The 20,156-nt window shown below is 48.5% G+C and carries 28 protein-coding genes; 15 read left to right on the forward strand and 13 right to left on the reverse strand.

Annotated elements, in window-relative coordinates; translation table 11 throughout:
• Nucleotides 1–1,311 carry a right-handed parallel beta-helix repeat-containing protein gene (locus tag AC0VYQ_RS07880; protein WP_475403317.1) on the forward strand — a complete coding sequence of 437 codons (1,311 nt, stop codon included), beginning with the start codon at nt 1–3 and terminating at the stop codon, nt 1,309–1,311.
• 71 nt (nt 1,312–1,382) lie between these two features.
• Here AC0VYQ_RS07880 and AC0VYQ_RS07885 read toward each other — a convergent pair whose 3' ends face one another.
• Nucleotides 1,383–1,598, reverse strand: a complete 216-nt coding sequence (locus AC0VYQ_RS07885) for a hypothetical protein (protein WP_475403318.1) — start codon at nt 1,596–1,598, stop codon at nt 1,383–1,385.
• A 136-nt stretch (nt 1,599–1,734) separates the two neighbouring features.
• On the opposite strand from AC0VYQ_RS07885, the gene AC0VYQ_RS07890 reads away from it, so the two are divergent.
• The 3 genes from AC0VYQ_RS07890 (at nt 1,735) to AC0VYQ_RS07900 (ending at nt 3,660) form a co-directional block, all read left to right on the forward strand.
• Nucleotides 1,735–1,923: a PspC domain-containing protein gene (locus AC0VYQ_RS07890; RefSeq protein ID WP_475403319.1), complete on the forward strand. Its 189-nt coding sequence runs from the start codon at nt 1,735–1,737 to the stop codon at nt 1,921–1,923.
• Nucleotides 1,924–2,562: 639 nt separating this feature from the next.
• On the forward strand, nt 2,563–2,811 hold the full coding sequence (locus AC0VYQ_RS07895; protein WP_475403320.1) for a hypothetical protein: 249 nt from the start codon (nt 2,563–2,565) through the stop codon (nt 2,809–2,811).
• A 420-nt stretch (nt 2,812–3,231) separates the two neighbouring features.
• Nucleotides 3,232–3,660, forward strand: coding sequence for an SRPBCC domain-containing protein (locus AC0VYQ_RS07900; RefSeq protein WP_475403321.1), 429 nt, complete (start codon nt 3,232–3,234; stop codon nt 3,658–3,660).
• A gap of 56 nt (nt 3,661–3,716) precedes the next feature.
• On the opposite strand, the gene AC0VYQ_RS07905 is transcribed toward AC0VYQ_RS07900, so the two are convergent.
• Nucleotides 3,717–4,802 carry a hypothetical protein gene (locus AC0VYQ_RS07905; protein ID WP_475403322.1) on the reverse strand — a complete coding sequence of 362 codons (1,086 nt, stop codon included), beginning with the start codon at nt 4,800–4,802 and terminating at the stop codon, nt 3,717–3,719.
• Between the two features lie 204 nt (nt 4,803–5,006).
• On the opposite strand from AC0VYQ_RS07905, the gene AC0VYQ_RS07910 reads away from it, so the two are divergent.
• Together AC0VYQ_RS07910 and AC0VYQ_RS07915 are read left to right on the forward strand one after the other, a co-directional pair.
• Nucleotides 5,007–5,573, forward strand: coding sequence for a PadR family transcriptional regulator (locus AC0VYQ_RS07910; protein WP_475403323.1), 567 nt, complete (start codon nt 5,007–5,009; stop codon nt 5,571–5,573).
• Nucleotides 5,545–6,009: a DUF4188 domain-containing protein gene (locus AC0VYQ_RS07915; RefSeq protein WP_475403324.1), complete on the forward strand. Its 465-nt coding sequence runs from the start codon at nt 5,545–5,547 to the stop codon at nt 6,007–6,009. Before AC0VYQ_RS07910 ends, AC0VYQ_RS07915 begins: the two co-directional genes overlap by 29 nt.
• Nucleotides 6,010–6,054: 45 nt before the next feature.
• On the opposite strand, the gene AC0VYQ_RS07920 is transcribed toward AC0VYQ_RS07915, so the two are convergent.
• Nucleotides 6,055–6,267, reverse strand: coding sequence for a DUF1272 domain-containing protein (locus tag AC0VYQ_RS07920; RefSeq protein WP_475404748.1), 213 nt, complete (start codon nt 6,265–6,267; stop codon nt 6,055–6,057).
• Between the two features lie 95 nt (nt 6,268–6,362).
• Between AC0VYQ_RS07920 and AC0VYQ_RS07925 the strand changes: the two genes are divergently transcribed.
• Together AC0VYQ_RS07925 and AC0VYQ_RS07930 are read left to right on the forward strand one after the other, a co-directional pair.
• On the forward strand, nt 6,363–6,806 hold the full coding sequence (locus AC0VYQ_RS07925; protein WP_475403325.1) for an Lrp/AsnC family transcriptional regulator: 444 nt from the start codon (nt 6,363–6,365) through the stop codon (nt 6,804–6,806).
• Nucleotides 6,803–7,564, forward strand: coding sequence for a phosphotransferase (locus tag AC0VYQ_RS07930; RefSeq protein WP_475403326.1), 762 nt, complete (start codon nt 6,803–6,805; stop codon nt 7,562–7,564). The genes AC0VYQ_RS07925 and AC0VYQ_RS07930 overlap by 4 nt, the downstream gene beginning before the upstream one ends.
• Nucleotides 7,565–7,833: 269 nt before the next feature.
• Here the strand turns inward: AC0VYQ_RS07930 and AC0VYQ_RS07935 are convergent, their stop codons facing one another.
• Complete coding sequence (locus tag AC0VYQ_RS07935; RefSeq protein WP_214845679.1) at nt 7,834–8,304, reverse strand: site-2 protease family protein; 471 nt, start codon at nt 8,302–8,304, stop codon at nt 7,834–7,836.
• A gap of 104 nt (nt 8,305–8,408) precedes the next feature.
• On the opposite strand from AC0VYQ_RS07935, the gene AC0VYQ_RS07940 reads away from it, so the two are divergent.
• Nucleotides 8,409–9,113 carry an alpha/beta hydrolase gene (locus tag AC0VYQ_RS07940; RefSeq protein ID WP_475403327.1) on the forward strand — a complete coding sequence of 235 codons (705 nt, stop codon included), beginning with the start codon at nt 8,409–8,411 and terminating at the stop codon, nt 9,111–9,113.
• 119 nt (nt 9,114–9,232) lie between these two features.
• On the opposite strand, the gene AC0VYQ_RS07945 is transcribed toward AC0VYQ_RS07940, so the two are convergent.
• The 4 genes from AC0VYQ_RS07945 to AC0VYQ_RS07960 form a co-directional block, all read right to left on the reverse strand.
• Entirely contained in the window at nt 9,233–9,580 is a 348-nt protein-coding gene (locus tag AC0VYQ_RS07945) for a DUF2200 domain-containing protein (protein ID WP_475403328.1), read from the reverse strand.
• 51 nt (nt 9,581–9,631) lie between these two features.
• The gene (locus tag AC0VYQ_RS07950) at nt 9,632–10,159 is read right to left on the reverse strand and encodes a P-loop NTPase family protein (RefSeq protein ID WP_475403329.1); all 528 of its coding nucleotides are present in this window, start codon (nt 10,157–10,159) and stop codon (nt 9,632–9,634) included.
• Nucleotides 10,160–10,230: 71 nt separating this feature from the next.
• On the reverse strand, nt 10,231–10,629 hold the full coding sequence (locus tag AC0VYQ_RS07955; protein ID WP_475403330.1) for a VOC family protein: 399 nt from the start codon (nt 10,627–10,629) through the stop codon (nt 10,231–10,233).
• A gap of 138 nt (nt 10,630–10,767) precedes the next feature.
• Entirely contained in the window at nt 10,768–11,925 is a 1,158-nt protein-coding gene (locus tag AC0VYQ_RS07960; RefSeq protein WP_475403331.1) for a hypothetical protein, read from the reverse strand.
• Between the two features lie 174 nt (nt 11,926–12,099).
• Here AC0VYQ_RS07960 and AC0VYQ_RS07965 point away from each other — a divergent pair, with 174 nt between their 5' ends.
• The 6 genes from AC0VYQ_RS07965 (at nt 12,100) to AC0VYQ_RS07990 (ending at nt 15,521) form a co-directional block, all read left to right on the forward strand.
• On the forward strand, nt 12,100–12,288 hold the full coding sequence (locus AC0VYQ_RS07965; protein ID WP_475403332.1) for a PspC domain-containing protein: 189 nt from the start codon (nt 12,100–12,102) through the stop codon (nt 12,286–12,288).
• A gap of 32 nt (nt 12,289–12,320) precedes the next feature.
• A complete protein-coding gene (locus AC0VYQ_RS07970; RefSeq protein ID WP_475403333.1) occupies nt 12,321–12,512 on the forward strand; it encodes a hypothetical protein in 192 nt (63 codons plus the stop codon).
• Between the two features lie 25 nt (nt 12,513–12,537).
• Nucleotides 12,538–13,353, forward strand: coding sequence for an MBL fold metallo-hydrolase (locus tag AC0VYQ_RS07975; protein ID WP_475403334.1), 816 nt, complete (start codon nt 12,538–12,540; stop codon nt 13,351–13,353).
• The gene (locus AC0VYQ_RS07980; RefSeq protein ID WP_475403335.1) at nt 13,346–13,840 is read left to right on the forward strand and encodes a VOC family protein; all 495 of its coding nucleotides are present in this window, start codon (nt 13,346–13,348) and stop codon (nt 13,838–13,840) included. Before AC0VYQ_RS07975 ends, AC0VYQ_RS07980 begins: the two co-directional genes overlap by 8 nt.
• Complete coding sequence (locus tag AC0VYQ_RS07985; protein ID WP_475403336.1) at nt 13,818–14,462, forward strand: HAD family hydrolase; 645 nt, start codon at nt 13,818–13,820, stop codon at nt 14,460–14,462. The genes AC0VYQ_RS07980 and AC0VYQ_RS07985 overlap by 23 nt, the downstream gene beginning before the upstream one ends.
• Before the next feature lie 120 nt (nt 14,463–14,582).
• On the forward strand, nt 14,583–15,521 hold the full coding sequence (locus AC0VYQ_RS07990) for a DMT family transporter (protein WP_475403337.1): 939 nt from the start codon (nt 14,583–14,585) through the stop codon (nt 15,519–15,521).
• Between the two features lie 128 nt (nt 15,522–15,649).
• Here AC0VYQ_RS07990 and AC0VYQ_RS07995 read toward each other — a convergent pair whose 3' ends face one another.
• The 5 genes from AC0VYQ_RS07995 to AC0VYQ_RS08015 form a co-directional block, all read right to left on the reverse strand.
• Nucleotides 15,650–16,477, reverse strand: a complete 828-nt coding sequence (locus AC0VYQ_RS07995) for an ABC transporter permease (protein WP_475403338.1) — start codon at nt 16,475–16,477, stop codon at nt 15,650–15,652.
• Nucleotides 16,474–17,364: a heme ABC exporter ATP-binding protein CcmA gene (ccmA, locus tag AC0VYQ_RS08000; RefSeq protein WP_475403339.1), complete on the reverse strand. Its 891-nt coding sequence runs from the start codon at nt 17,362–17,364 to the stop codon at nt 16,474–16,476. Before ccmA ends, AC0VYQ_RS07995 begins: the two co-directional genes overlap by 4 nt.
• A 65-nt stretch (nt 17,365–17,429) precedes the next feature.
• Nucleotides 17,430–17,972, reverse strand: coding sequence for an AAA family ATPase (locus tag AC0VYQ_RS08005; protein ID WP_475403340.1), 543 nt, complete (start codon nt 17,970–17,972; stop codon nt 17,430–17,432).
• Between the two features lie 13 nt (nt 17,973–17,985).
• Nucleotides 17,986–18,735 carry a creatininase family protein gene (locus AC0VYQ_RS08010; RefSeq protein WP_475403341.1) on the reverse strand — a complete coding sequence of 250 codons (750 nt, stop codon included), beginning with the start codon at nt 18,733–18,735 and terminating at the stop codon, nt 17,986–17,988.
• Between the two features lie 194 nt (nt 18,736–18,929).
• Nucleotides 18,930–20,147 carry an MFS transporter gene (locus tag AC0VYQ_RS08015; RefSeq protein WP_475403342.1) on the reverse strand — a complete coding sequence of 406 codons (1,218 nt, stop codon included), beginning with the start codon at nt 20,145–20,147 and terminating at the stop codon, nt 18,930–18,932.
• Nucleotides 20,148–20,156: the final 9 nt, after the last annotated feature.

A 20,156-nucleotide genomic window follows, 5' to 3' on the forward strand; every position in this document is an offset into this window, starting at 1 on the left:
ATGAAAAAACGTTTTATTCTCTTGCTGTCGCTCGGACTGTTCGGTTGTTTAGCGACATGGAACCAGGAACAGGCGGAATCGACCGCTTCAAAAAAAGTCATTTATGTTGCGCCGGCCGGTAAGGATACGAATTCCGGTTCGTTGAAACGACCGCTCCAAACACTGAAACGGGCCAGTCAGCTTGCGAAAGCCGGGACGACGGTGTATCTCCGTCAAGGAACATACACGGAAGCGTTGACGGTCAAGCACAGCGGAACGAAACAGGCACCGGTCGTCTTCCGGAATTACCAAACAGAAAAAGTCGTCTTAAGTGGGAAGGCGTTGAAGAAGCAGGACGGAGAGACGACGCTCATCCGAATTGAAGACCGGCAGTACGTGACGATTCAAGGACTGATTGTCGCAGACATCAAAACGACACGAACCAATGAGACACCGATTGGGATTTTTGTCACCGGAACCGGACGGAATATTCAATTGATCGATAATCAGGTCCGGCGCATTAAGACGAATGCGAAAGACGGCAATGCCCATGGGATTGCGATTTACGGAACCGGTCGCTTGAAGCAAATCACCGTCCGCGGCAACCGGGTCGAAGACAATCGGCTTGGTGCGAGCGAAGCACTTGTCTTAAACGGCAACATCGACGGGTTTTCTGTCACGGATAACATCGTCCGCCGTAACGATAATATCGGCATCGACTTGATCGGCTATGAGGGAGTCGCGGCGAATAAATTGGAGGATTACGTCCGTAATGGAATCATTTCCGGGAATCATGTCTCCGACAGTTCGAGTTACGGCAATCCGGTCTACGGCAAGGACTACAATGCGGCGGGGATTTATGTCGATGGCGGGAAACAGCTGACGATTGAACACAATACCGTCGAGCGGAATGATATCGGGATTGAAGTGACGAGTGAACATGCGAAGAAGTATGCAGAAGACATTACGGTCCGTAGCAATCTGGTTAAACAAAACCGGTTTACCGGCATTTCGATTGGCGGCTACGATAAGAAGCGCGGTGGCACGAAACGGGTCCGGATTACGGACAATCAAGTCACCGGCAATGACACGAAGGGACTTGAAGGCGGTCAACTCCTCGTCCAACATGATGTCCGTGATAATCGGATTGATCATAATGCATTTACGACAGGGCGGGATAACTTGTTTGTCGCGAACTTCTTCAAAACGAGTTCTGGGAATCAATTTGAACAGAACACCTATCGATTGGCGAAAGGGACAGCGAAGCGTTGGATATGGCAAGATCGAGAATACCGCACTCAGTCCGCTTTTGAACGGGCAGTCGCTCAATGAATGAAAAACAGACGTCATTTTCCCTAAAGGGAGAGAATGACGTCTGTTTGATTAACGGAATCACATTTGTTTCACGTATTGTAACCGACGAATAGTGTGAAAAGCATCATACCGGCCGAACCGATGATACAGGTCAGGCAGATGACGGTCGTAAAAATGCGCAACAGCAACGGTAAGCTGACCTGTCTTTTCCAGACGACATACACGACGACGGCACTGGCCATCATCAGTAAAGCTAAAATCGAGAACGGTAACGCCCGTTCCTGAATCAAATAAAAAATATCCAACGTCTCACGTCCTTTCTGTCAGATTTCGATTCGAATGGGCTGTCCCCTGCAAAATCGGACTCTGTTACGTTATACTAATTATTGTAACATATGGATGAATAAGCCAAAATGGAATCGAAGAAAGAAGGGGAGACGATTGGCACAATCATTACGCAGATCAGCAACAGATCGCTCGATTCAGGGGGTGTGCGGCGGACTCGCGGAACACTTCGGTATTTCGTCACTAGCCGTTCGGCTGATTTTTATTGTCAATCCGCTTCCGATTAATTTAATCATTTACATGATTCTCGCTAATGCGATGGCGGATGCACCAAAAACGTTGTAAAACAAATGAACAAAAGGAGGTTATGACGATGACAAACGGAAAGATTGTACTTCGTGTGTTAGGCATTTTGATTGGCGCAATCGTCGGCTTACTTATTGTTTACGAAGCGAAATGAATCTTTGACGTCAGTGTCCTGCTAGGATTCGTGCCGGTGCCGCTATTTTCGCTCTGATCAACATCATTTGGGTGCGTGTGAGAAAATCTTGAACAGCTAAGGGGGAACTGTGACGACTTACTTGATAAGTACAACATGTGACGTTCAGATGGACCCAAGCACGACATCAGACGAAATCTGACCGATTTGTAGGGGCGAGCGGCAATATGTCAATCCGAACGGGCAATCATGGACAACTCTTGAGAAGATGAGGTCGTCCGGAACATACAAGACGACGCTTACGGAAGAACAATCGGGGCTTATGAGTCTGGTAACAACGCCGAAGTTCGGGATCGGACAGGCGGCATATCTCGTCTCGGTGACGAAACGGGTTCTTTCGGATTGTGTAACCTATTTCAATCAGGCGGAAACATTTGATATATATTGTGCTCGAGAATGACGTGAAATTGTATGAGTTGGTTGAAGGTGTGCTGCGAGATTACGAAAGAAGGCAAAAATAATTAAACGGTACAAGAGGTGGTCACATGAAATGGATTGAGGATGTCCGGCTTCGAGAAACAGTCTATTTTATTTTGTTCGACATCGCGCTATTTTTATTTCTTTTTTATCTCGATCGAGAAGATGGTACTGGAAGAGCCAGAGGACTTTTGATTGCCGCGTTCGTTTCTTTATTTGGAATGTTGCTTCTGTTTCTTTGGACAAATCGCCAAAATGGTTGGCTAATGACAGGTGCGATTTTGTTTTACCTTTTTCTTGGCTTGTACTGGATCTGACCCGGGAAACGATAAGTTTGCGTGAAATGACGGATCCTGTTCGATGTCCTGCAACAGTTCACGGAACTGTTTCGTACACGGCAAAAATTGTTCGGATGAAAGTTGGAGTTCTTGTTGGGACGACAGGCTTTCCCAGTCCTCCACGTCAGAGGAACAGGGGTGTAAGTTTTGTCTCGAAAAGATTCAGAAGATACTCAGCAGGGATGAACCCACGGACGACAGCCTGAAAAAATCAATACTTTTCCACCTCGGACTTTCTCCTTGACACGTTCAAATCTACTAGTGTAATCGGTTAACTTTTATTAGCTGTAAGGCTAGTACGGCTGAAGGATTGACAAAATAAACTACCTTTATAAAAGAAGGATTTGTTCGGTTAAAGCAGAACGTTAAGCAAAGAACAGATTCTGAACTTACAGAGGAGTGATTCATTTGAACCGAGCTCAAGAAATTCAAATCCAGACCGTAATTCAACGACCCGTCGCAGAAGTTTGGACGTACTGGACTGAACCGGAGCACATCAAGGCATGGAATGCGGCATCGGACGATTGGCACACGACGGAAGCGACGAATGATGTCCGGGCAGGCGGTCGTTTTTCTAGTCACATGGCGGCAAAGGATGGAAGTGTCGGCTTTGATTTTTCCGGTGTCTACCTAGAGGTGATTCTTTATGAAAAATTAGCGTACACGATCGACGATGGACGCCACGTGACGATTCTGTTTACGGCGAATGGTGATGAAACGGAAGTTGTCGAAACATTTGAAGCGGAGTCGACGAATCCGCCTGAAATGCAACAAGCGGGCTGGCAGGCGATTCTTGAACATTTTAAAGCGTACGCGGAGCAACAGTGAATGGAAGGAAGACGACAAAACCCGTTCCATGACAGGACGGGTTTTTGTGTTTTTCCTTATTTTTTGAGTTGTATGAGGTGAAAATGGAATGTTCCGTCATCCCGGATCACACTGTAACCGATTCGACCGTTCGTGAAAACCGGTTTCGAGTACTCGCCTTCCTCGTCCGTCAGTGGGACAACTGTCCCGTTTATCAGGTCCACATAAAGGAGTTGATGCTGTTCTTCCCGGAAGACGACATGATCGGCTGACAGGAAACAAAAGGCATCAACCAGATCATACGGTTCTGGCGTCGTATAGTAATACGATGTCCGGTTCGATCCATGCGACTGGAACAGAGCGTTTCCTTCCGCACCCGTTGCGAGATAGTGCTGTCCATAAGCAAAATCAAGCGGCATCGTGGCTTTTTTGATCGTTTTTCCAGAAAGTGTCGTGTAGGCGGTCGTTTTTTCATCCGCTTTGTACATGGTTTGATCGAGGAGAATTCCGCCGTCTCCGTCCCGGAGATGTTGCGCATATGCTCCGGTCCAGGTTGCTGTTTCCTTCAATGTCAGTGTTTTTTGTGTCGTGACGTACCCGGTCGCTGCATCATATTTTTGGACGAGCGACTGTGTCTGACGGTTCTTTTTCATATGTTTGATCCAGGAGACATGCGTCGCTGTCGTCTGCAAATCCGGATAAAAATGCTCCGGCTCGGTTCCTTGATCCAGTTGTTGGATGGAACCGGTCGCTAAATCCATGGTCTCCATTGTCCATGTGCTGTCATTCGCATGATTTTGATAACGGATCCAAAATAACTGCCGTCCGACACCGACCAGTTTGTAAATGGATTGCTTCGTCGTATACAACTTGTGCAGCTTTTGATCCGTTAAAGAATAATGGAAAATGAAGCTGTTTTTCTCGTTTGAGGCGTAAAAATACAAAGCGGTTTCATCGATGTGGCTCGGACCGGACAGGTAAGGATACCGCTGATGGACAGCCGTTAAATCATAACTGTTGCTTGGTCCGAGCGGCGAAAACGTCTCACTTCGGATCAATTCTTTTGTTGCTGGAACCGGGGGCGTTGGTTCCGATTCCGGTTGACTGCATCCTACAAGCAGCAGGACAAGGCTGAATAAGCTGAGTTTTAAAAGATAAGGCATAGCGGAAAACTCCTGTTCTGTTTTAGGAAAATGAAAACTCTATAAGTGTATAGCGAAACAAATCCATTGCCCTAAAAAAGAAGGAGAACTTACAAGAATGTAAGATGATATTTCATTCGTAAAAATTCCGAATATTCGTTTACTTACTAAAAGACCGGGAATATATATCTAAAAGATACTATCTAAAAGATATAGGAGCGACTTATGCCAAAAGAAAACATGACCCGGTATGCGATTTTAGGGCTACTTGCAAGCGGCTGTACGTCAGGCTACGAAATGAAGCAGACGATTGATACAAGTCTCAATCATTTTTGGAAAATCAGCTTCGGACAGGTCTATCCGATGTTGAAGACGTTGACGCAAGAGGGACTAATTGAAGAGACGAGTGAAGGGGACGACCGGAAGACGTTCATTTTGACCCCGAACGGAGAGGAAGAACTCAGGCGCTGGGTCGAGGAACCGACGAGCGAACTGCCGGTCCAGCGGAATGAACTGTTGCTGAAACTTTATTTTGCCCGTCATGAGTCAAAAGAAACGACGATTCAAAAAATCGATCAGCATGCCGTTCTGCTCCGGGAACGGCTCGAGACGTACAACATGATTGAACAAACGATTCGTGCCTATCCTGAAACAAACGAAGCGATGTATTGGCTCTTGACGCTCGATTACGGTAAACGGAAGACACAAGCTTTGCTCGAATGGTGTGCTGCGTCGATTCAGACACTTGAAGGAGGAAAAGACGATGAAACGCGTGATCGCGACACCGAATGAAGGCGTCGTCGTATTCATCATCGGGTTACGGATCAACCGTCTGCGAGCGGTCCGGAAATGGTTACCGGCCGTTCAGGCGATGACCCCGATGATTAAGGAATGTTATGAGCAGCAGGTCGGTTTATTGTCGCATGAGATGCTCGTCGGTTGGCGGTCAGTCACGTTGATTCAGTATTGGCGTTCCTCCGACGCTCTAATTGCCTACTCGCACAGCAACCGTCACCTGACCGCGTGGAAACAGTTTAATCAGTCGTCGCGGGCGAGTAACGCCGTCGGGATTTTCCATGAGACGTTTGAAATCAGCAATTATGAGACGATGTATGTCAATCTGCCGACACGGGGACTGGCGAAAGCGGTCGGAGAAAGTACGATTCAGAAACATCAGGAACAGGCGAAAGACCGGCTGGCAGAACGCAAGGTGTCGACACGTGAATAACGAACGTAGGGAGCGGATTCCAACAATCCGCTCCCTTGCTTATGTTTATCGCTCAACCCGGACCAATCTTTCTCCGCAATTTTGACAAATCGAATTCATCGTCTCGGTACACTCTTTGCAAAAGGTACAGTTGTGCGAACAGTGGTATGTTTCCTGACCTTCTTCAAATGTCTCCGCACAGCGGGTGCAATTTGTTGCCTGCATGTCGTTCACCTCACGTCTCGTTTGATCTGTCTTAATTGTACGAAAGAAGGGCATGACCGGACAGATGGTTTTCCTTGTTTTCAAGTAGCTTCGCCTAAGAATCAATGGTAATTTAAAGATATGTCTTCATAATATTAGGAGAGTGAAAAATGGACGAAATTGATTACGCCATCATCCATGCGTTGCAGGCGGACGGACGGATGTCCTGGACAGAACTCGGCAAAACGGTTGGCCTTTCAACCCCCGCCGTCAACGAACGGGTCAAGAAGTTGGAAGATCGGGGAGTGATTGAAGGATACCGCGCCGTCATCAATCCCGTCGCGATCGAAAAAACAATCATGGCGATTTTGTTGTTCGAGCAGACACGCTGTGCGGCGTTCATCACGTTTTGTAAAGATCATCCGGATGTCGTCGAGTGCCACCGGCTCGCCGGGACGTTTAATTTCATGGTCAAACTGTACACGCCGACAGTCGAGACACTGGAAGCGTTTATCGATGCTTCGATGGAATACGGAAAACCGTCGACCTGGATTCGTCTGTCGTCGCCGGTTGCGTTTAAGGCGTTTACGGTCGGGGAAGGAATTTTGATATGAACGTTTCTATCCAAGAACGAATCGAACAAAAAGTCGGTGTGATCGATTCGGTCCATCCCGTTCCCGAGCAGGGGGGAACAGCCATCGTCTACTATGTGAAAACGTTAGGCGGTACCTATATCCTCAAGCAGGCAAGCTTACCCCGATACCGCGAGTGGTTGGCGCAGGAAGCGACAGTGATGCAGACGTTCAAGTCAAAACACATCATTATCCCGACTTATATTGATTATATCGAAGACGCGCAACAGGATTATTTACTGATGTCCTACATAGCCGGTGAGACGTTGACAGCGGCACTAGCGGGTGCTTCCGAACTGCAACGTTTTGAGCTGATTCGTGCATTCGGACGGTTCCTCAGACAGCTTCATACGAGCGGGACTAGCCCTACCCATTCTTCAAAAGACTGGCTGGGCAAACAGCTGCTTCAAGCCAATCGCTACATTGAACAGGGCTGGACAAATGGTTCACGCGAGTTGCTTAACGCATTATCCACCAAGCAGCCGGAACCTGTTCCAGCGACGTGGATACACGGGGATTGTACGACAGACAATCTATTGGTCCGAGACAACGAAATCGTTGCTTTCATTGACCTAGCTGGAATGAAGGTCGGCGATTCCCGCTACGATGAAGCCTTGGCGACACGATCTTTTCGGAAGGATATCAAGATGTTCGATGCGTTCTATTCGGGATATGGATTTTCACCAATCTCAGAAGAAACATTCCGTTATTTCGATGACGGATTGTATGAATTTTATTGAACCGTTTGAAAAGCAAAAACGGCTATCTTCTGAAAATTAAGAGGAGATAGCCATCTTGATTATTTTTTCTATTAAGTACAACACCTTGTCGCTTGATCGACCTGATCTTGCGAAATCAGTAATTGATCGCCCTTGACTATAAACTCAATGTCATTGGCTTTTAGCCGTTTCCGTTTGAGCCGGTGTATGTTCACCCCATGGAACAGTTTTCGGTTGCTCAGCAACACATCCGGCGAGCAATAAGGTTCTCATCATGAAATCATCTCCTGTCAGTCGGTTCGTGAGTTCTTGTTAAAGAACAACCGTTTTAATTGCAGTCCGTCGCTTGGAAAGCCACTGGTCAACCGGATTGGAATCAGATTAAATAAAATGAAAATGGTGGACAACTGAATAAACGGTGGAGCCAACAGATGCATGACCGGACTTGGAAAGAGCTGACTTAATCCGGCAACGAATGTTCCAGCTATAAAATTGGCGCAAATCCCGCCAAGTAACAAGGCAGCTCTTTGTCCACGGTGAAGCGGAACCGTTGGAGGATGTGGTTGATATAGGCCTTCCCATATCTGCTTTCGAGCGACGGAAAAATGACCGATGCGTAAGAAGGGTTTTCCTTTCCCGATCGAAACTGATTTTAGATTCAGACCAATCAGGCGGCCGACGAGCGCATGCCCGTATTCGTGCAGAATCAGACTCGGAAAGTAAAAGGCAAGCATGATTAGATTAAACCAAAGTAAACCCATGTTCTTCCTCCTCTCGTCCATAAACATAGCAAAAAATGGATGTTACAAGCAGCTTACATAAGTGTCATCGATTCATTTAGACATTAATAAAGGAGATTCGTTTTATGAACCTGTTAACTGATTCCAATTTTCCAATTCGGACCTTTACGGCGCAACGTCCAATTTCCCGCAAAATCATCTGTCTGTACCACGGGTGGGGATCCAGTGTGACCAAATATGATGAATTCGCGCGGATGCTTTCCGGTAAAGGATTTACCGTCATTGTGCCGGAGCTGATTCTGCATGACAGCCGCAATGCGCTAAGTGCGTATTTTGATCAAGGCATCGTCGAACAGCACTTTTGGGAAGTGGTGTTTCAAAGCATTGAAGAATCGGACACGCTCGCAAAACAGCTGAACGTTCCAAGAGAGGACATCATTTGGCTCGGCGTCTCGATGGGAGGATTCATCGCGAGCGGTGCAGCGGCTAAACAACAGGGAAGCGCAGGATTGATTAACATCAACGGGTCTGGTTCCTTCCTCTTTTCGGAACAGCTTTTACGAAGCCGCGACAAAAGAACGACGTTGTCGACTTCAGAAGAACAACGCCTGAGAAAGTATGATCCCTTGTCGCAAGAGCAGGTGACGCCGACATTATTGTTACATGGAGAGGACGATGAGGTCATTCCGATTGCGACACAACAGCATTTTGTGCAACAAACTGTCTCAACTACAAATGATTTGACGTTCCTCAAATATCCATTCATCAACCATACTGTCTCAGATGACATGATTGCAGACGTTTTGAACTGGTTGGGTGAGCGCTTTTAACAGTTCAGAAGACCGGACTCCTCTTCAGGGGCCCGGTTTTTCTTTAGAAGCGGCTGGTTATAAGGGATGTTGCACCGAAGATGGAAGCGAGAGTCGCCAACATGAGGCATTCCCCACGGTCACCGTAAAATCTTTTCGAGCGCTTTTCCTTTTGCCAGTTCGTCAATCAGTTTGTCGAGATAGCGGATCTCGCGCATTAAGTCGTCCTCCACGTCCTCGACCCGGACGCCGCAGACGACACCTTTGATGAGTGATCGCCGTTCCTGCATGTCTGGTGCTTCCGCAAAAAAGGTTTCGAAGGTCGTCGCATCTTGCGATAGTTGCGCGAGCTGTTGTTCCGAGTACCCGGTCAACCAACGGATGATTGTATCGACTTCCTGTTTCGTCCGACCTTTCCGTTCCACTTTTTTGACGTAAAGCGGATAGACGCTTGAGAACGCTGTCGTGTACAGCCGGTGTTGCCCCATTTTTCTCACTCCTTATGATTCGTATATTTTATATCAAAAAAAAGCGCGGCACTACGTTGTCGGACACAGCTCGTGATACAGCTGTTTGATTTGTTGATACATCTGGTCCGTCGATTGTGCGGCATCGATCCGGATGACAGGTGACCTTGAAAGGATCATCTGGAGCTGATGTTCTGCCAATGTCTCAATCTTGGCAGGGTCCGTCTCCGTCAAATACGTCCTGCACCAATCGAGGAAATCGTTTGACCCTGAAAAATCGGGATAGCGTGCCTGTTCCCGTTTGATTAACCGGTTCATCCGTGTTTCTTCGTCCAACGTTAAAAATACGAGCAGCTCGCGGTCCGGGAAGCCGTATGGATTCCATGAAAAGACGGAACCGGAGACAATGTACTGCTGATGGCGTTCGATGTCCTGCGTATATAAGGTATACCGTTCGTCGACCGACCGTTTTTTGGTGAACGTTTGATCTGTCCATAAGTAGCGATCGCTATCAATCCAAGGTATCCCTTCTTGTTGCCCGATCCACTCGCCGAGCGTGCTTTTGCCGGTGCCGGATCCACCGATGATTTGAATGCGCATGTTAGAAGTCCTCCAAAAAAATATAAATCTTGTTTTAAATTAAAACAGAGAGGCTGTCAATGATTGAGCGGTCAGGAAATGACAAATGTATCGCGAAGCTCGACAATCGTCCCTTCCGGTGCTTTTAATTTACTGAGGTGTCCGTCGACGACGAAATAGATGTTCCCGCCGCTTTTCGGCAGGAAGGTGACACCGCGTTGTTCGAGCCGTGCGACTTCCGCCGCTAAATCGTCGACGTATAAAGCGAAATGAACGGGACCAGACGTATGTTTCGTATAAGGCGTCAAAGTCTCGTCGACTTTGTTCGTCTGGAGTTCAATATAAAAGTCGCCGAGCTTGAGCCAACTGTTGAACGCACGTGTATGAAAGTCAGGTGATTCCTGGACGAGTTCGAACCCGAGTGCTTCGTAAAAGGATTTAGAGGCCGCGTAATCAGCCGTTTGGATACAGAGGTGATGGATTTGTTTCAACGTAAGGACGTCCTTTCGAAACGGACCGCAACCGGCGCTCCGTTGTTTAGTCTATATGTCAGTTTAGCATATTTTAAACCGTTTCAATGCAGACGAAAAACTCCACCCGTTCAAGAAAAGATCAAGGTGGAGTAGCGGTTACGGAGTGACGTCGATGACATGAAACGTCACATCCTGACCGTCCGAAACGGCATAGGCAATCGTCCCATTGACGTAAATCGGTTTAGACATCGTGTCTTCCATTTCGGTCAACGGGGTGACGGTTCCGCGCGTCAAGTCGGCATAGAGGAGTTGCGACGTGTTTTCACGGAAAATTACCCGGTCGCGGGACAAGAAACGAAACGCATCAGCGGTCGAATGCCGATCAGATAATTCATAAGTGAAGTCGGGTTGTTTTGAATCAAGCGGTAAAAAAGCAGCGTGTCCCTCTTCACCGATTGCGACGTAATCGGCACCGTACTCGAAATCAATCAATCCATCAATCGGTCGTTGGAACCTGCCGTCATCACTCGCAAGGCGCGAGGTTTTAGTCCCGTCCTTGAACGTGCGGGTATGAATCAAGCGTCCGGCGTCACCCGACCGGAAATCAAACGGTAAGATGCCGTCCTGTTTTCTTTTGTTTAGGTCGTACTGTTCGTGGACGATGATTGTATCGGCGGCTACATCAAAGGACTTCATCAGCGTTGTCGTCTTCTTCGCGGTCGCGTCATGGATCAGCCAGGAGAGGCGAGTCGTTGAAGCATCAAGCACCGGGATGGAGGCATCGAAGCGGCTGACCCCTCGGTCAAGCAAATCCTGTTTTCCGTTTTTAAGATTGAAGCTATGAATCGTCCAGGCAATCCCGTTTTCTGCCGGCGCTGACGCGACCCAGAACAGGTAATGGGATACACCGGTCAATGAGCCGATCGTCTGATCGACCGTCTGGATGACTTCGTTCGTGTTCGACCCCGGGGTATAGCGGTAGATCGTACTGCTGACCTTGTTTTCGTTCGTCTGGATGAAGTGCGTGTAATAGATCTCGTGTTCATACAGATACTCCGGGGCAACCTGGACCGTCTGCCCGACAAAAAAAGGCGATAGGTTGTATGAATGCGTCGTACCGATTGAAACAAGTGCTTCCTTTTTTGATAATGCCACCGGCTTATTTTCACTTGAAACCGGTTTCGCGACAACCTGTGAAGCAGCTTCCGTTTTAACGGCAGATGAGTTTTGCGTAAACGATGCGGTGTCATTCGTGCATCCGCTCGTGACGGCGAGCGCGAGTGCGGCGACGGCGAAAGTAGTTTTGGTGTACATGAAGGATTCTCCTTTTATAAGTAGATTTAAAAATCGTCAATCAGATGAAAAACGATACCAAAACGTGTAGACTGGTGAAGTACCTAATTATTGTAACAGATGGACGGGTTCTCCAGTTTTTTTCTGGAGGTTCAGGTAAATCGAATATGTATATTCAACAAGGAGTGCATCGAAATGGCAAGAACATTACAGAAATCAGCGACGGACAAATCAATCCAGGGCGTCTGCGGCGGACTTGCGGAACAGCTTGGCTTGTCGTCATTCGCCATCCGCTTGATATTTATTTTTATCCCACTGCCGGTCAACCTCATCATCTACATGATTCTTGCGAATGCGATGGCGAGTCCACCACGGATGTTATGACACGAGTTTTAACCAAAAGGGAGGCAACCAAGATGAACAAACAGAACCGCGCGTCATCCATAGCGGCGCGACTGATCGCGATCACAATCGGCGCCTTGATTGGAGTAACAATCATGTACAGCGTACAAGGCGAGTTCAACTGGAGTGTTTTTCTCGGATTCGTCGGCGGAGCACTCCTGTTAGGGGGCATCAGTGCCGTAGCACGTAAGAAGCGGCACGCGTAACTGGTTAAAATAAGGGGGAAAAGAAATGAGTTATTGGATTTGTACGACCTGCGGGGTGCAGACGGATGAGGAGGCGGTTCAACCAACGACCTGCCGGATTTGCAGTGATGAACGGCAATACGTCAATCCGGACGGACAATCGTGGACGACGCGTGAGGCGATGGTCGCGTCCAAGAACTACCGGACGACGGTAACACCGGAGCAACCGGGGCTGATGAGCCTCGTGACATCACCACAATTCGGAATCGGGCAAACGGCGTATCTGGTCACCGGGTCAAAACGGCTATTGTGGGACTGCATTACTTATCTCGATCAGACCGTGATCGATGAAATCAACCAACAGGGGGGACTCGACGCAATCGCCTTATCGCATCCGCACTACTATGCGACACAAGTCGACTGGGCAGAAGCGTTTGATGTTCCGATTTATATCCACGAGGCGGACGAACAGTGGGTGACGCGACCGAGCGACCGGATTATTTTTTGGTCCGGCGACCGGTTGGAACTGGCAGATGACCTCGTCCTGCACCGGATCGGTGGACACTTTGACGGAGCGACGGTCCTTGAATGGACGCAGGGAGACGCGGGGCGTGGTGTCCTGTTGACGGGCGATATCGTCCGTGTCGTCGCCGACCGGGCGTGGGTCAGCTTCATGTACAGTTACCCGAACTTGATTCCGTTACCGGCAACGACAGTAGCGCAGATGGCGTCGCAACTCAGCACGCTGTCATTTAACCAGTTGTATGATGCCTTTCACCGCATCGTCGAAAACGACGCAGCGGGTGCAGTTGCCCGGTCGGCAACGCGTTACATCGATGCATTAGGCGGCACGGATGATTAAGGGACTATACGAAGCGCATCTCCCGGTCCGGAATTTACAACAGTCGATTGCCTTTTACGAAGGACTCGGGCTGACACTCGATCATATCGTCGACGACCGGTTGGCGTTCCTCTGGATCGTCAAAGAAGAAAGTTGGCTCGGCCTCTGGGTCGCGAATCAAGTCGAACTCGACTATCACCCGTCCATCCGGCATATCGCCTTCCAGGTCGAACTGGAAGGATTGACGGATGCCGTTAATTGGTTGACGGCGCGCGGTTACACACCACGAAAAGCGTTCGGGTTCGAACCGACGGAACCGTTCGTCATCGCACTGGCGCACCACGCGCACGCGAAGATCCATGTGAATGACCCGGACGGGAACAGTCTTGAATTCATCTGTCCGGTCGCCAATCCGCACCGCATCACGGGAACGATGTACTGGAGCGACTGGCTGCGTATAAACGCTCAAGCAGAAGGGGAGACCAATGAAACAAGCGATCATCTTTGATATGGACGGAACGTTATTTCAGACGCACCGGATTCTAGGGCCGGCTTTAGAAGTCGCTTTTACCAAGTTACGGCAAGCCGGTAAATGGCATGACGCAACACCGCTCGATACATACGAAACAATCATGGGTGTCCCGTTACCGCAAGTCTGGGCGACCCTCTTGCCGGCACATCCGGAAACCGACCGCAAGCAGATGGACGACTGGTTTCAACAAGCCTTGATCGAGCGGATTCAAGCAGGTCAAGGCGCCTTGTATCCGGAAGCGGTGACGGTATTGCAAACACTCCGCGCGGCCGGATACGACCTGTATGTCGCGAGTAACGGACTTCCGGCATATTTAGCGGTGATCGTCGAGCAGTTTGCGTTAGACCGTTACCTGACCGGCATCTACAGCATTGAAGACGTTGATTCGCTCGACAAATCTGAACTCGTCCGGATGATTCGCACGAAACACGGATTACAGTCGGGTGTCGTCGTCGGCGACCGGCAATCGGACTTTACGGCAGCGAAAGAAAACGGCTGGTCGGCGATCGGCTGCCGGTTTGATTTTGCACAGGAAGCGGAGCTCGCGACGGCCGAGTATATCGTCGATGACCTGATGGCGATCACGCAGCTCATTTAAGGAACAGAGAGGTGCCTCTCATCATGAGTTCGTCTGAACATATAGGCAGAGGAATCGCCTTTTCGCAAACAGTTGCCGTATGATGAGACGGAATCTGTTTGTAGTTAGAGGAGGCACGTCATGTTAGCAATTATCATTGGTGTAGCGATCGGCATCATCGTTCCGGTGCAGACGAGCGTCAACACGCGGCTGCGTGGAGTTGTCGGATCACCGTTTACGGCATCCTTCATCTCGTTTAGTATCGGGACGGTCTTTTTAGTCCTCTTGACCCTGATCGTCGAAGGGGACTTCACATTGAACGAAGCCCTCTGGACGACGGAACCCCGCTGGATTTGGTTCGGTGGTGTTCTCGGGGTCATCTTCTTGACGGGAAACATCTTACTCTTTCCAAAACTAGGCGGGGTCCAGACGGTCATCATGCCCATCTTCGGACAAGTCATCATGGGGCTGTTGATTGACCATTTCGGATGGTTTGATTCAGCGGTCAACCGGTTATCGCCGACCCGGTTAATCGGTGCCGTGCTCGTCCTGCTTGGTGTCGTCGGTACTGTCGCCTTAGGCGATTGGTTAGCGAAACGCCGGCATCACGGACAACAGGAAACGAAGAACTCTGCGGAAGTCAACTTGACCGGTTGGCGTTTACTCGGCATCGTAACGGGGATGATGAGTGCGATGCAAGCAGCGATTAACGGGCATCTCGGAAGTGTCCTCGATTCAGCGATTAAAGGAGCATTGATTTCCTTCGTCATCGGGACGCTGACGTTGCTGCTCGTGTTGTTGCTCGTGCGACCGAAGTTACAAATAGACCGGACGGCGCCAAAACCGTGGTGGATGTTCATCGGCGGTCTGATTGGTGCGACGTTCATTGCCGGGAATGCGTTCATCGTCCCGCTCGTCGGCACCGGCGTCGCCATCATCATCGTCACGATCGGTCTGTTGACGGGGAGTCTCTTGATTGACCGGTTCGGTTGGTTCGGGGCAGCCCGGACGCCGGTTACCGGTGTTCAAATTCTCAGTTTGCTCGTGATGATCGGCGGAATTGTCCTGATCCGGCTATAAAGTAAACGCCTTTCGAGATTCTTTTTGAATCCTGAAAGGCGTTTTTTGTTACTTCCTTATACAGACAGCTGCATTAAAACCGTGGTGCAAAACTTCAACAGGGCCGATTTTTTCATAAGTTATCCGATTCATGACATTTGGGAATTAAACAGCTGGTCGCGTGTCCCGAAGCGCAACGCGAGTTTTAACAGGAAAACGTTTAGAATCAGTAAACCGATCGATAACAGAATCAGGAACAGCGTATTGATGAAGAATAATCCGCTGATTTGACCGATGATTAATCCGATGAACGGTAAGATGATGATACCGCTCAAGTTTTGTGCTTCCTGATACGTACTGACCCGTGTCGAGATCAATAAATTAATTAACGCCGTCGTCAATAAAAGAATCGGTAACAGCAGAAAGAGTAACACCCACCACTGGGTCGAGGGAAAGCTGACTGAAAAGTCGTTGACGGAAATCAAAGTGTTGATGACGAGCAGATTTATCAAAAAGCAGACGGCGGAAATCAGGTAGGATGAGGCAATCGAGATCAGCAGTTTGCCGTAAAACAAATCACGGATGGTGATTGGCGAAAACAATAGGCTTTCTAATGTGTGCTGTTCCTTTTCACTGACGAAACTATTGGCAGCGATGACGGAACATGTAATGACCGGAACTAACAAAAATAACGTCACGAGCGGATAGTTTAGGAACAAATAAAGCAATTGTTCATTAAACGTCAGTGTCAGGACATCTGGACTGGCCGTAGTCGCCAAAAAACGATTCAGTAAATCGAGCACTTCCGGGTCGGTTAACGTGGACGAATCAAGCTCGATGATGAACCAGGCGAATCCGATCGGAAGGACGAGCCCCATCAAGACCGGGATGATAATCAACGTGAACAGCAAGATCTTTTTTCGGAAGAGTTGGATGCTGTCTTTTTTAATCACGGCAAGCACGAGTGGTAAATTCATTTCGTTTCACCCCTTAACTTAAAATAGACACCTTCTAAATCACGGTCGATTACTTGACACTCATACACCGCGTAGCCCTGATCAATGATTTGTTTCAAAAAAGGGCTGATGCACGTTTCGTCTTTAAACGATACTTCAATCACGTCAGGAGCAACAGGTGCAACAGCCGTTTCGAACATCGTGCGGACGGAACCTGGCGGAAGGTTTGTCCGGATTCTGACGCGAATCGCAGTTTGGTGACGCTTCAGTAAATCCGCGAGTGTCCCTTGATCGATGAAACGCCCCTGTTCGATGAAGATGTAGGCGTCACAGACACTCTCCAATTGGTAGAGGAGATGCGACGTGATGATGACGGTCGTTCCCTTCGTTTGATTTACGGACCGAATCATATCCAGCACCTGGCGAATGCCATCAGGGTCCAGTCCATTCGTCGGTTCATCCAGAAATAAAATTTCCGGGTCATGCAGCATTGCTTTAGCGAGCGCGAGTCGCTTTTTCATACCGGTACTAAACGTATGGACATAGACATCGCGGACATGTGCCAAGTCGAACTGGTTCAACAGTTCAAGCAAATGATCTTTATTTCTGACAGCGTATAAAGACGCGTAAAAAGTTAAATTTTCAAGTGCCGTCATGTCAGGGTACAACCCCGCACTTTCGGTGACGATGCCAGCTTTCGTGCGAAGGACTTCAATCGGCTGATCATCATAACGGACCGTACCATGCGTCGGGGAGATCACACCGTTCATGATTCGAATCAGCGTTGTTTTCCCGGCACCGTTCGGACCGATCAAGCCGACTACTTTTCCCCGTGGAATCGTGAACGACATATCTGATAAGACAAGCCGATCACCAAACGTCTTCGAAATGTTTTGTAATGTTAGCATCTGTTGTATCCTCTCATGTTCTGAATACCAAGCTGAACGAGCCGGGCTGATGACGATTCTTCAATTTATTCGACGGATTGATGTTGTTTAATTTGTTGAATGACAGATGCGACATCATTTGGTTCCCGTATGACATAGAGTTGATCGGCTTCGTCCGTTTCGGGAGGTTCTACTGCCTGCTTCTGTATAAGTGCTTCATATGTAATCTCCCCGCGGATCACGACGGAACTCCGGTCAGAATGTTTAATCCGAGTTAAGGCGGTGGCGTCGCTTATATCAAAAAAGACAATGATCCGGTGAAACACAGTCGGTGGATATTGTTCGTTCAGCAAGCACAGACGATTTCCCCGCGATAAGTTCGCATTACAGACGATGAGATGTGCATCCGTTCGTTCGTTCGCGATCGAAGAGATGAACTGGGTCAAAGCATGTTTTACGTCGTTCGTTCCGCATGTTGGAACAAGTTCGGGATAATGGGTGTTCAAGAAAGCGGCATGGTAATCTTGATCGATAATGAGGCTGTTCGGGAGCTGTTCCGCTAACGTACGTGCAAATGTTGACTTTCCGGTATGGGTTTTACCGACCGTTAAAATCAGTAGACGTCGCATAGATGATTCTCCTTTAAATTCCTAATTTTAATTTGCGTGTTGCCGCTAACGTCTCTTTTAAGTGTTCGCTCCGTTTTGAGATGAAGCTTGTCCAAAAGGTCTCGCCGATCGCTGTCAGTTCTTCCCGGGTATAGTCCGCCGGATCAAACTTTCCCCAGCACCCGTCTGTCGTTAACTGACTCCAAAAGACAGTATCGGAATATGGAATGTTCGACGTCGGCACCTCACTTCCCATCGGTTTCAATTGAACGAGTTCCGGACACAACCACATGGCGGCAGAGACGGATAACAGCCCGGCATGCCGTTCGTTCAATCCTGCTAGACCGACCTCCTGAAGAGCCTCTTCCCACGCCAGGTGACGATCGGCCGTAATTAACACGATGTCTTGATGTTTGTAATTCATCTGTTTGACGAAGGCTGCTTCCCAGTAAGCTCCCCCGTGACCGTTGCATAACACAAATTGAGTAAAACCTTGCCGCCGCAGGTTGACGATGATTTCTTCGAGCATCGCCATCAGAACGGTCGGGCTGACGGTGACGGTACCGATTTGGTCGGCATGTTCTTCCGACGTATTAAAAGGCAGGGTCGGAAGCACATAGGCATGTAGCGCTTCACCGAACGCCTCGGCGTATTTTTCAGCAATCAACGTATCGAGGTGCATCGGCAGGTAGGGACCAAACTGTTCCGTCGCACCAACCGAAATTATCGCAATCGTTGTTTCACTGGCGGCCACTTCCCGCGTACTATTTCTATAACTGATCATGGAAAGACTCCTTTATTCGTTTTATTTCTTGAACTACGATTGCTATTTCTAATTTTATCCAATTAAAGCAGGATTACCAACTAAAATCATCAAGGATTCCGTTTGATCCGATTTGGAAGATTGCCGTTATACAGTCAAATTGAGACAGGACGGCGCGACAGAACGGCAGAGGTAGGTAACATCTACCTTCATCTCTAATCTTTTTTCATTGAACGGATGAAGAAAAAACAGGAAGTGGTCACGATCATGATGCCGCAACACAAGAGAATCCATGTGATGGTGAAATGAAAGTAGAGCGAAAGTGAAATTAACGCATACGACAGCGGGACTAAGCCGTTCGACGCCGCATTCACTAAACTCATGACACGTCCCATCATCGGCTGTTGGCTCGTCGCTTGAATGGTCGTCAAGAGTAAGACGTTGATGACAGCGGACAGTAACCCCATTGTAAGCAACAGGACGACACCTTGAAAGACCGTTGAGATTTGACCCAGTGCGGCTAACCCGATGCCTAATCCGCCAATCAGTAGAAGCAGTAAGCGGATCGACTGACTTTTGATATTGCGTAGTCCTATCAAGGCAGCACCGAGCAACATGCCGATTTGATACGCTCCTTGCAGATAACTTAAATCGAGGGCTTGCCCGTGCAGCACACCATCGACTAATAACGGGATTCCCATTAAGAGTGGACCGAAAAAGAAAAAGTTGATGATGATTAAGATGAACAGGATCTTTCGTAAATAAGGTTCAGAAAAAACATAACGGACGCCTTCGATAAGTTCAGCCGTTGCAGACGTTGAACGTCGGTGTTCAACACGGCGTTCGCTAATGAATAAGGAACAAAGGAACGTCACGGACAAAAAACAGCCGACGACAACAAATAAAAGAGTGAACGAGTAGGTCGTTAAAAGAATCCCGCCGAGAAGCGGTCCGGAAAATAAGGCGAGTTGGTTCGACGTTTGGACAACGGCATTTGCCCGTGTGAAGTCTTCGGATGACAGGAGTAACGGAAGGAGTGAGGAGCTGGCGGGTGAAAAAAACGCATCGATGCAGCCGAATAGAAATGCGAACAGTGACAACTGAATGATTCCTAAGGCATCATTTTGATAGACAAACAAAAGGGCGATGACGAAACCTAACCGGAATAGACTGGAAAAGCGCATGATCATCGCCTTTTTGAAGCGGTCCGCGATCACGCCGCCGATCAACATGAGAAAAATTCGCGGAAGAAGCGTCAACATCAGGACGATACCAAGGTAAGCCTCTTGCTGCAGCACACGTAAGATATACCATTGTTCAGCAAAGAGGTAAGTCGATAGTGCAAGAAAAGAACATGTACTCGCTAGCCAAAGACTAAGAAAGGAGCGGTTTCGAAAAAAGGCATGATTTTCATTCACCGTGCGTTCATACATCAGCGTTCC

This window comes from Exiguobacterium sp. QJM3NY_9, assembly GCF_056173545.1.

Coding starts and splice junctions, on each gene's coding strand:
- AC0VYQ_RS08015 (WP_475403342.1), bottom strand. CDS start 20,147: ATGTATGAACGCACGGTGAATGAAAATCATGCCTTTTTTCGAAACCGC.
- AC0VYQ_RS07915 (WP_475403324.1), top strand. CDS start 5,545: ATGAAACGCGTGATCGCGACACCGAATGAAGGCGTCGTCGTATTCATC.
- AC0VYQ_RS07970 (WP_475403333.1), top strand. CDS start 12,321: ATGAACAAACAGAACCGCGCGTCATCCATAGCGGCGCGACTGATCGCG.
- AC0VYQ_RS07945 (WP_475403328.1), bottom strand. CDS start 9,580: ATGGGGCAACACCGGCTGTACACGACAGCGTTCTCAAGCGTCTATCCG.
- AC0VYQ_RS08010 (WP_475403341.1), bottom strand. CDS start 18,735: ATGATCAGTTATAGAAATAGTACGCGGGAAGTGGCCGCCAGTGAAACA.
- AC0VYQ_RS07935 (WP_214845679.1), bottom strand. CDS start 8,304: ATGGGTTTACTTTGGTTTAATCTAATCATGCTTGCCTTTTACTTTCCG.
- AC0VYQ_RS07965 (WP_475403332.1), top strand. CDS start 12,100: ATGGCAAGAACATTACAGAAATCAGCGACGGACAAATCAATCCAGGGC.
- AC0VYQ_RS07990 (WP_475403337.1), top strand. CDS start 14,583: ATGTTAGCAATTATCATTGGTGTAGCGATCGGCATCATCGTTCCGGTG.
- ccmA (WP_475403339.1), bottom strand. CDS start 17,364: ATGCTAACATTACAAAACATTTCGAAGACGTTTGGTGATCGGCTTGTC.
- AC0VYQ_RS07895 (WP_475403320.1), top strand. CDS start 2,563: ATGAAATGGATTGAGGATGTCCGGCTTCGAGAAACAGTCTATTTTATT.
- AC0VYQ_RS07925 (WP_475403325.1), top strand. CDS start 6,363: ATGGACGAAATTGATTACGCCATCATCCATGCGTTGCAGGCGGACGGA.
- AC0VYQ_RS07930 (WP_475403326.1), top strand. CDS start 6,803: ATGAACGTTTCTATCCAAGAACGAATCGAACAAAAAGTCGGTGTGATC.
- AC0VYQ_RS07995 (WP_475403338.1), bottom strand. CDS start 16,477: ATGAATTTACCACTCGTGCTTGCCGTGATTAAAAAAGACAGCATCCAA.
- AC0VYQ_RS07985 (WP_475403336.1), top strand. CDS start 13,818: ATGAAACAAGCGATCATCTTTGATATGGACGGAACGTTATTTCAGACG.
- AC0VYQ_RS07905 (WP_475403322.1), bottom strand. CDS start 4,802: ATGCCTTATCTTTTAAAACTCAGCTTATTCAGCCTTGTCCTGCTGCTT.
- AC0VYQ_RS08005 (WP_475403340.1), bottom strand. CDS start 17,972: ATGCGACGTCTACTGATTTTAACGGTCGGTAAAACCCATACCGGAAAG.
- AC0VYQ_RS07940 (WP_475403327.1), top strand. CDS start 8,409: ATGAACCTGTTAACTGATTCCAATTTTCCAATTCGGACCTTTACGGCG.
- AC0VYQ_RS07910 (WP_475403323.1), top strand. CDS start 5,007: ATGCCAAAAGAAAACATGACCCGGTATGCGATTTTAGGGCTACTTGCA.
- AC0VYQ_RS07980 (WP_475403335.1), top strand. CDS start 13,346: ATGATTAAGGGACTATACGAAGCGCATCTCCCGGTCCGGAATTTACAA.
- AC0VYQ_RS07960 (WP_475403331.1), bottom strand. CDS start 11,925: ATGTACACCAAAACTACTTTCGCCGTCGCCGCACTCGCGCTCGCCGTC.
- AC0VYQ_RS07880 (WP_475403317.1), top strand. CDS start 1: ATGAAAAAACGTTTTATTCTCTTGCTGTCGCTCGGACTGTTCGGTTGT.
- AC0VYQ_RS07950 (WP_475403329.1), bottom strand. CDS start 10,159: ATGCGCATTCAAATCATCGGTGGATCCGGCACCGGCAAAAGCACGCTC.
- AC0VYQ_RS07975 (WP_475403334.1), top strand. CDS start 12,538: ATGAGTTATTGGATTTGTACGACCTGCGGGGTGCAGACGGATGAGGAG.
- AC0VYQ_RS07920 (WP_475404748.1), bottom strand. CDS start 6,267: ATGCCCTTCTTTCGTACAATTAAGACAGATCAAACGAGACGTGAGGTG.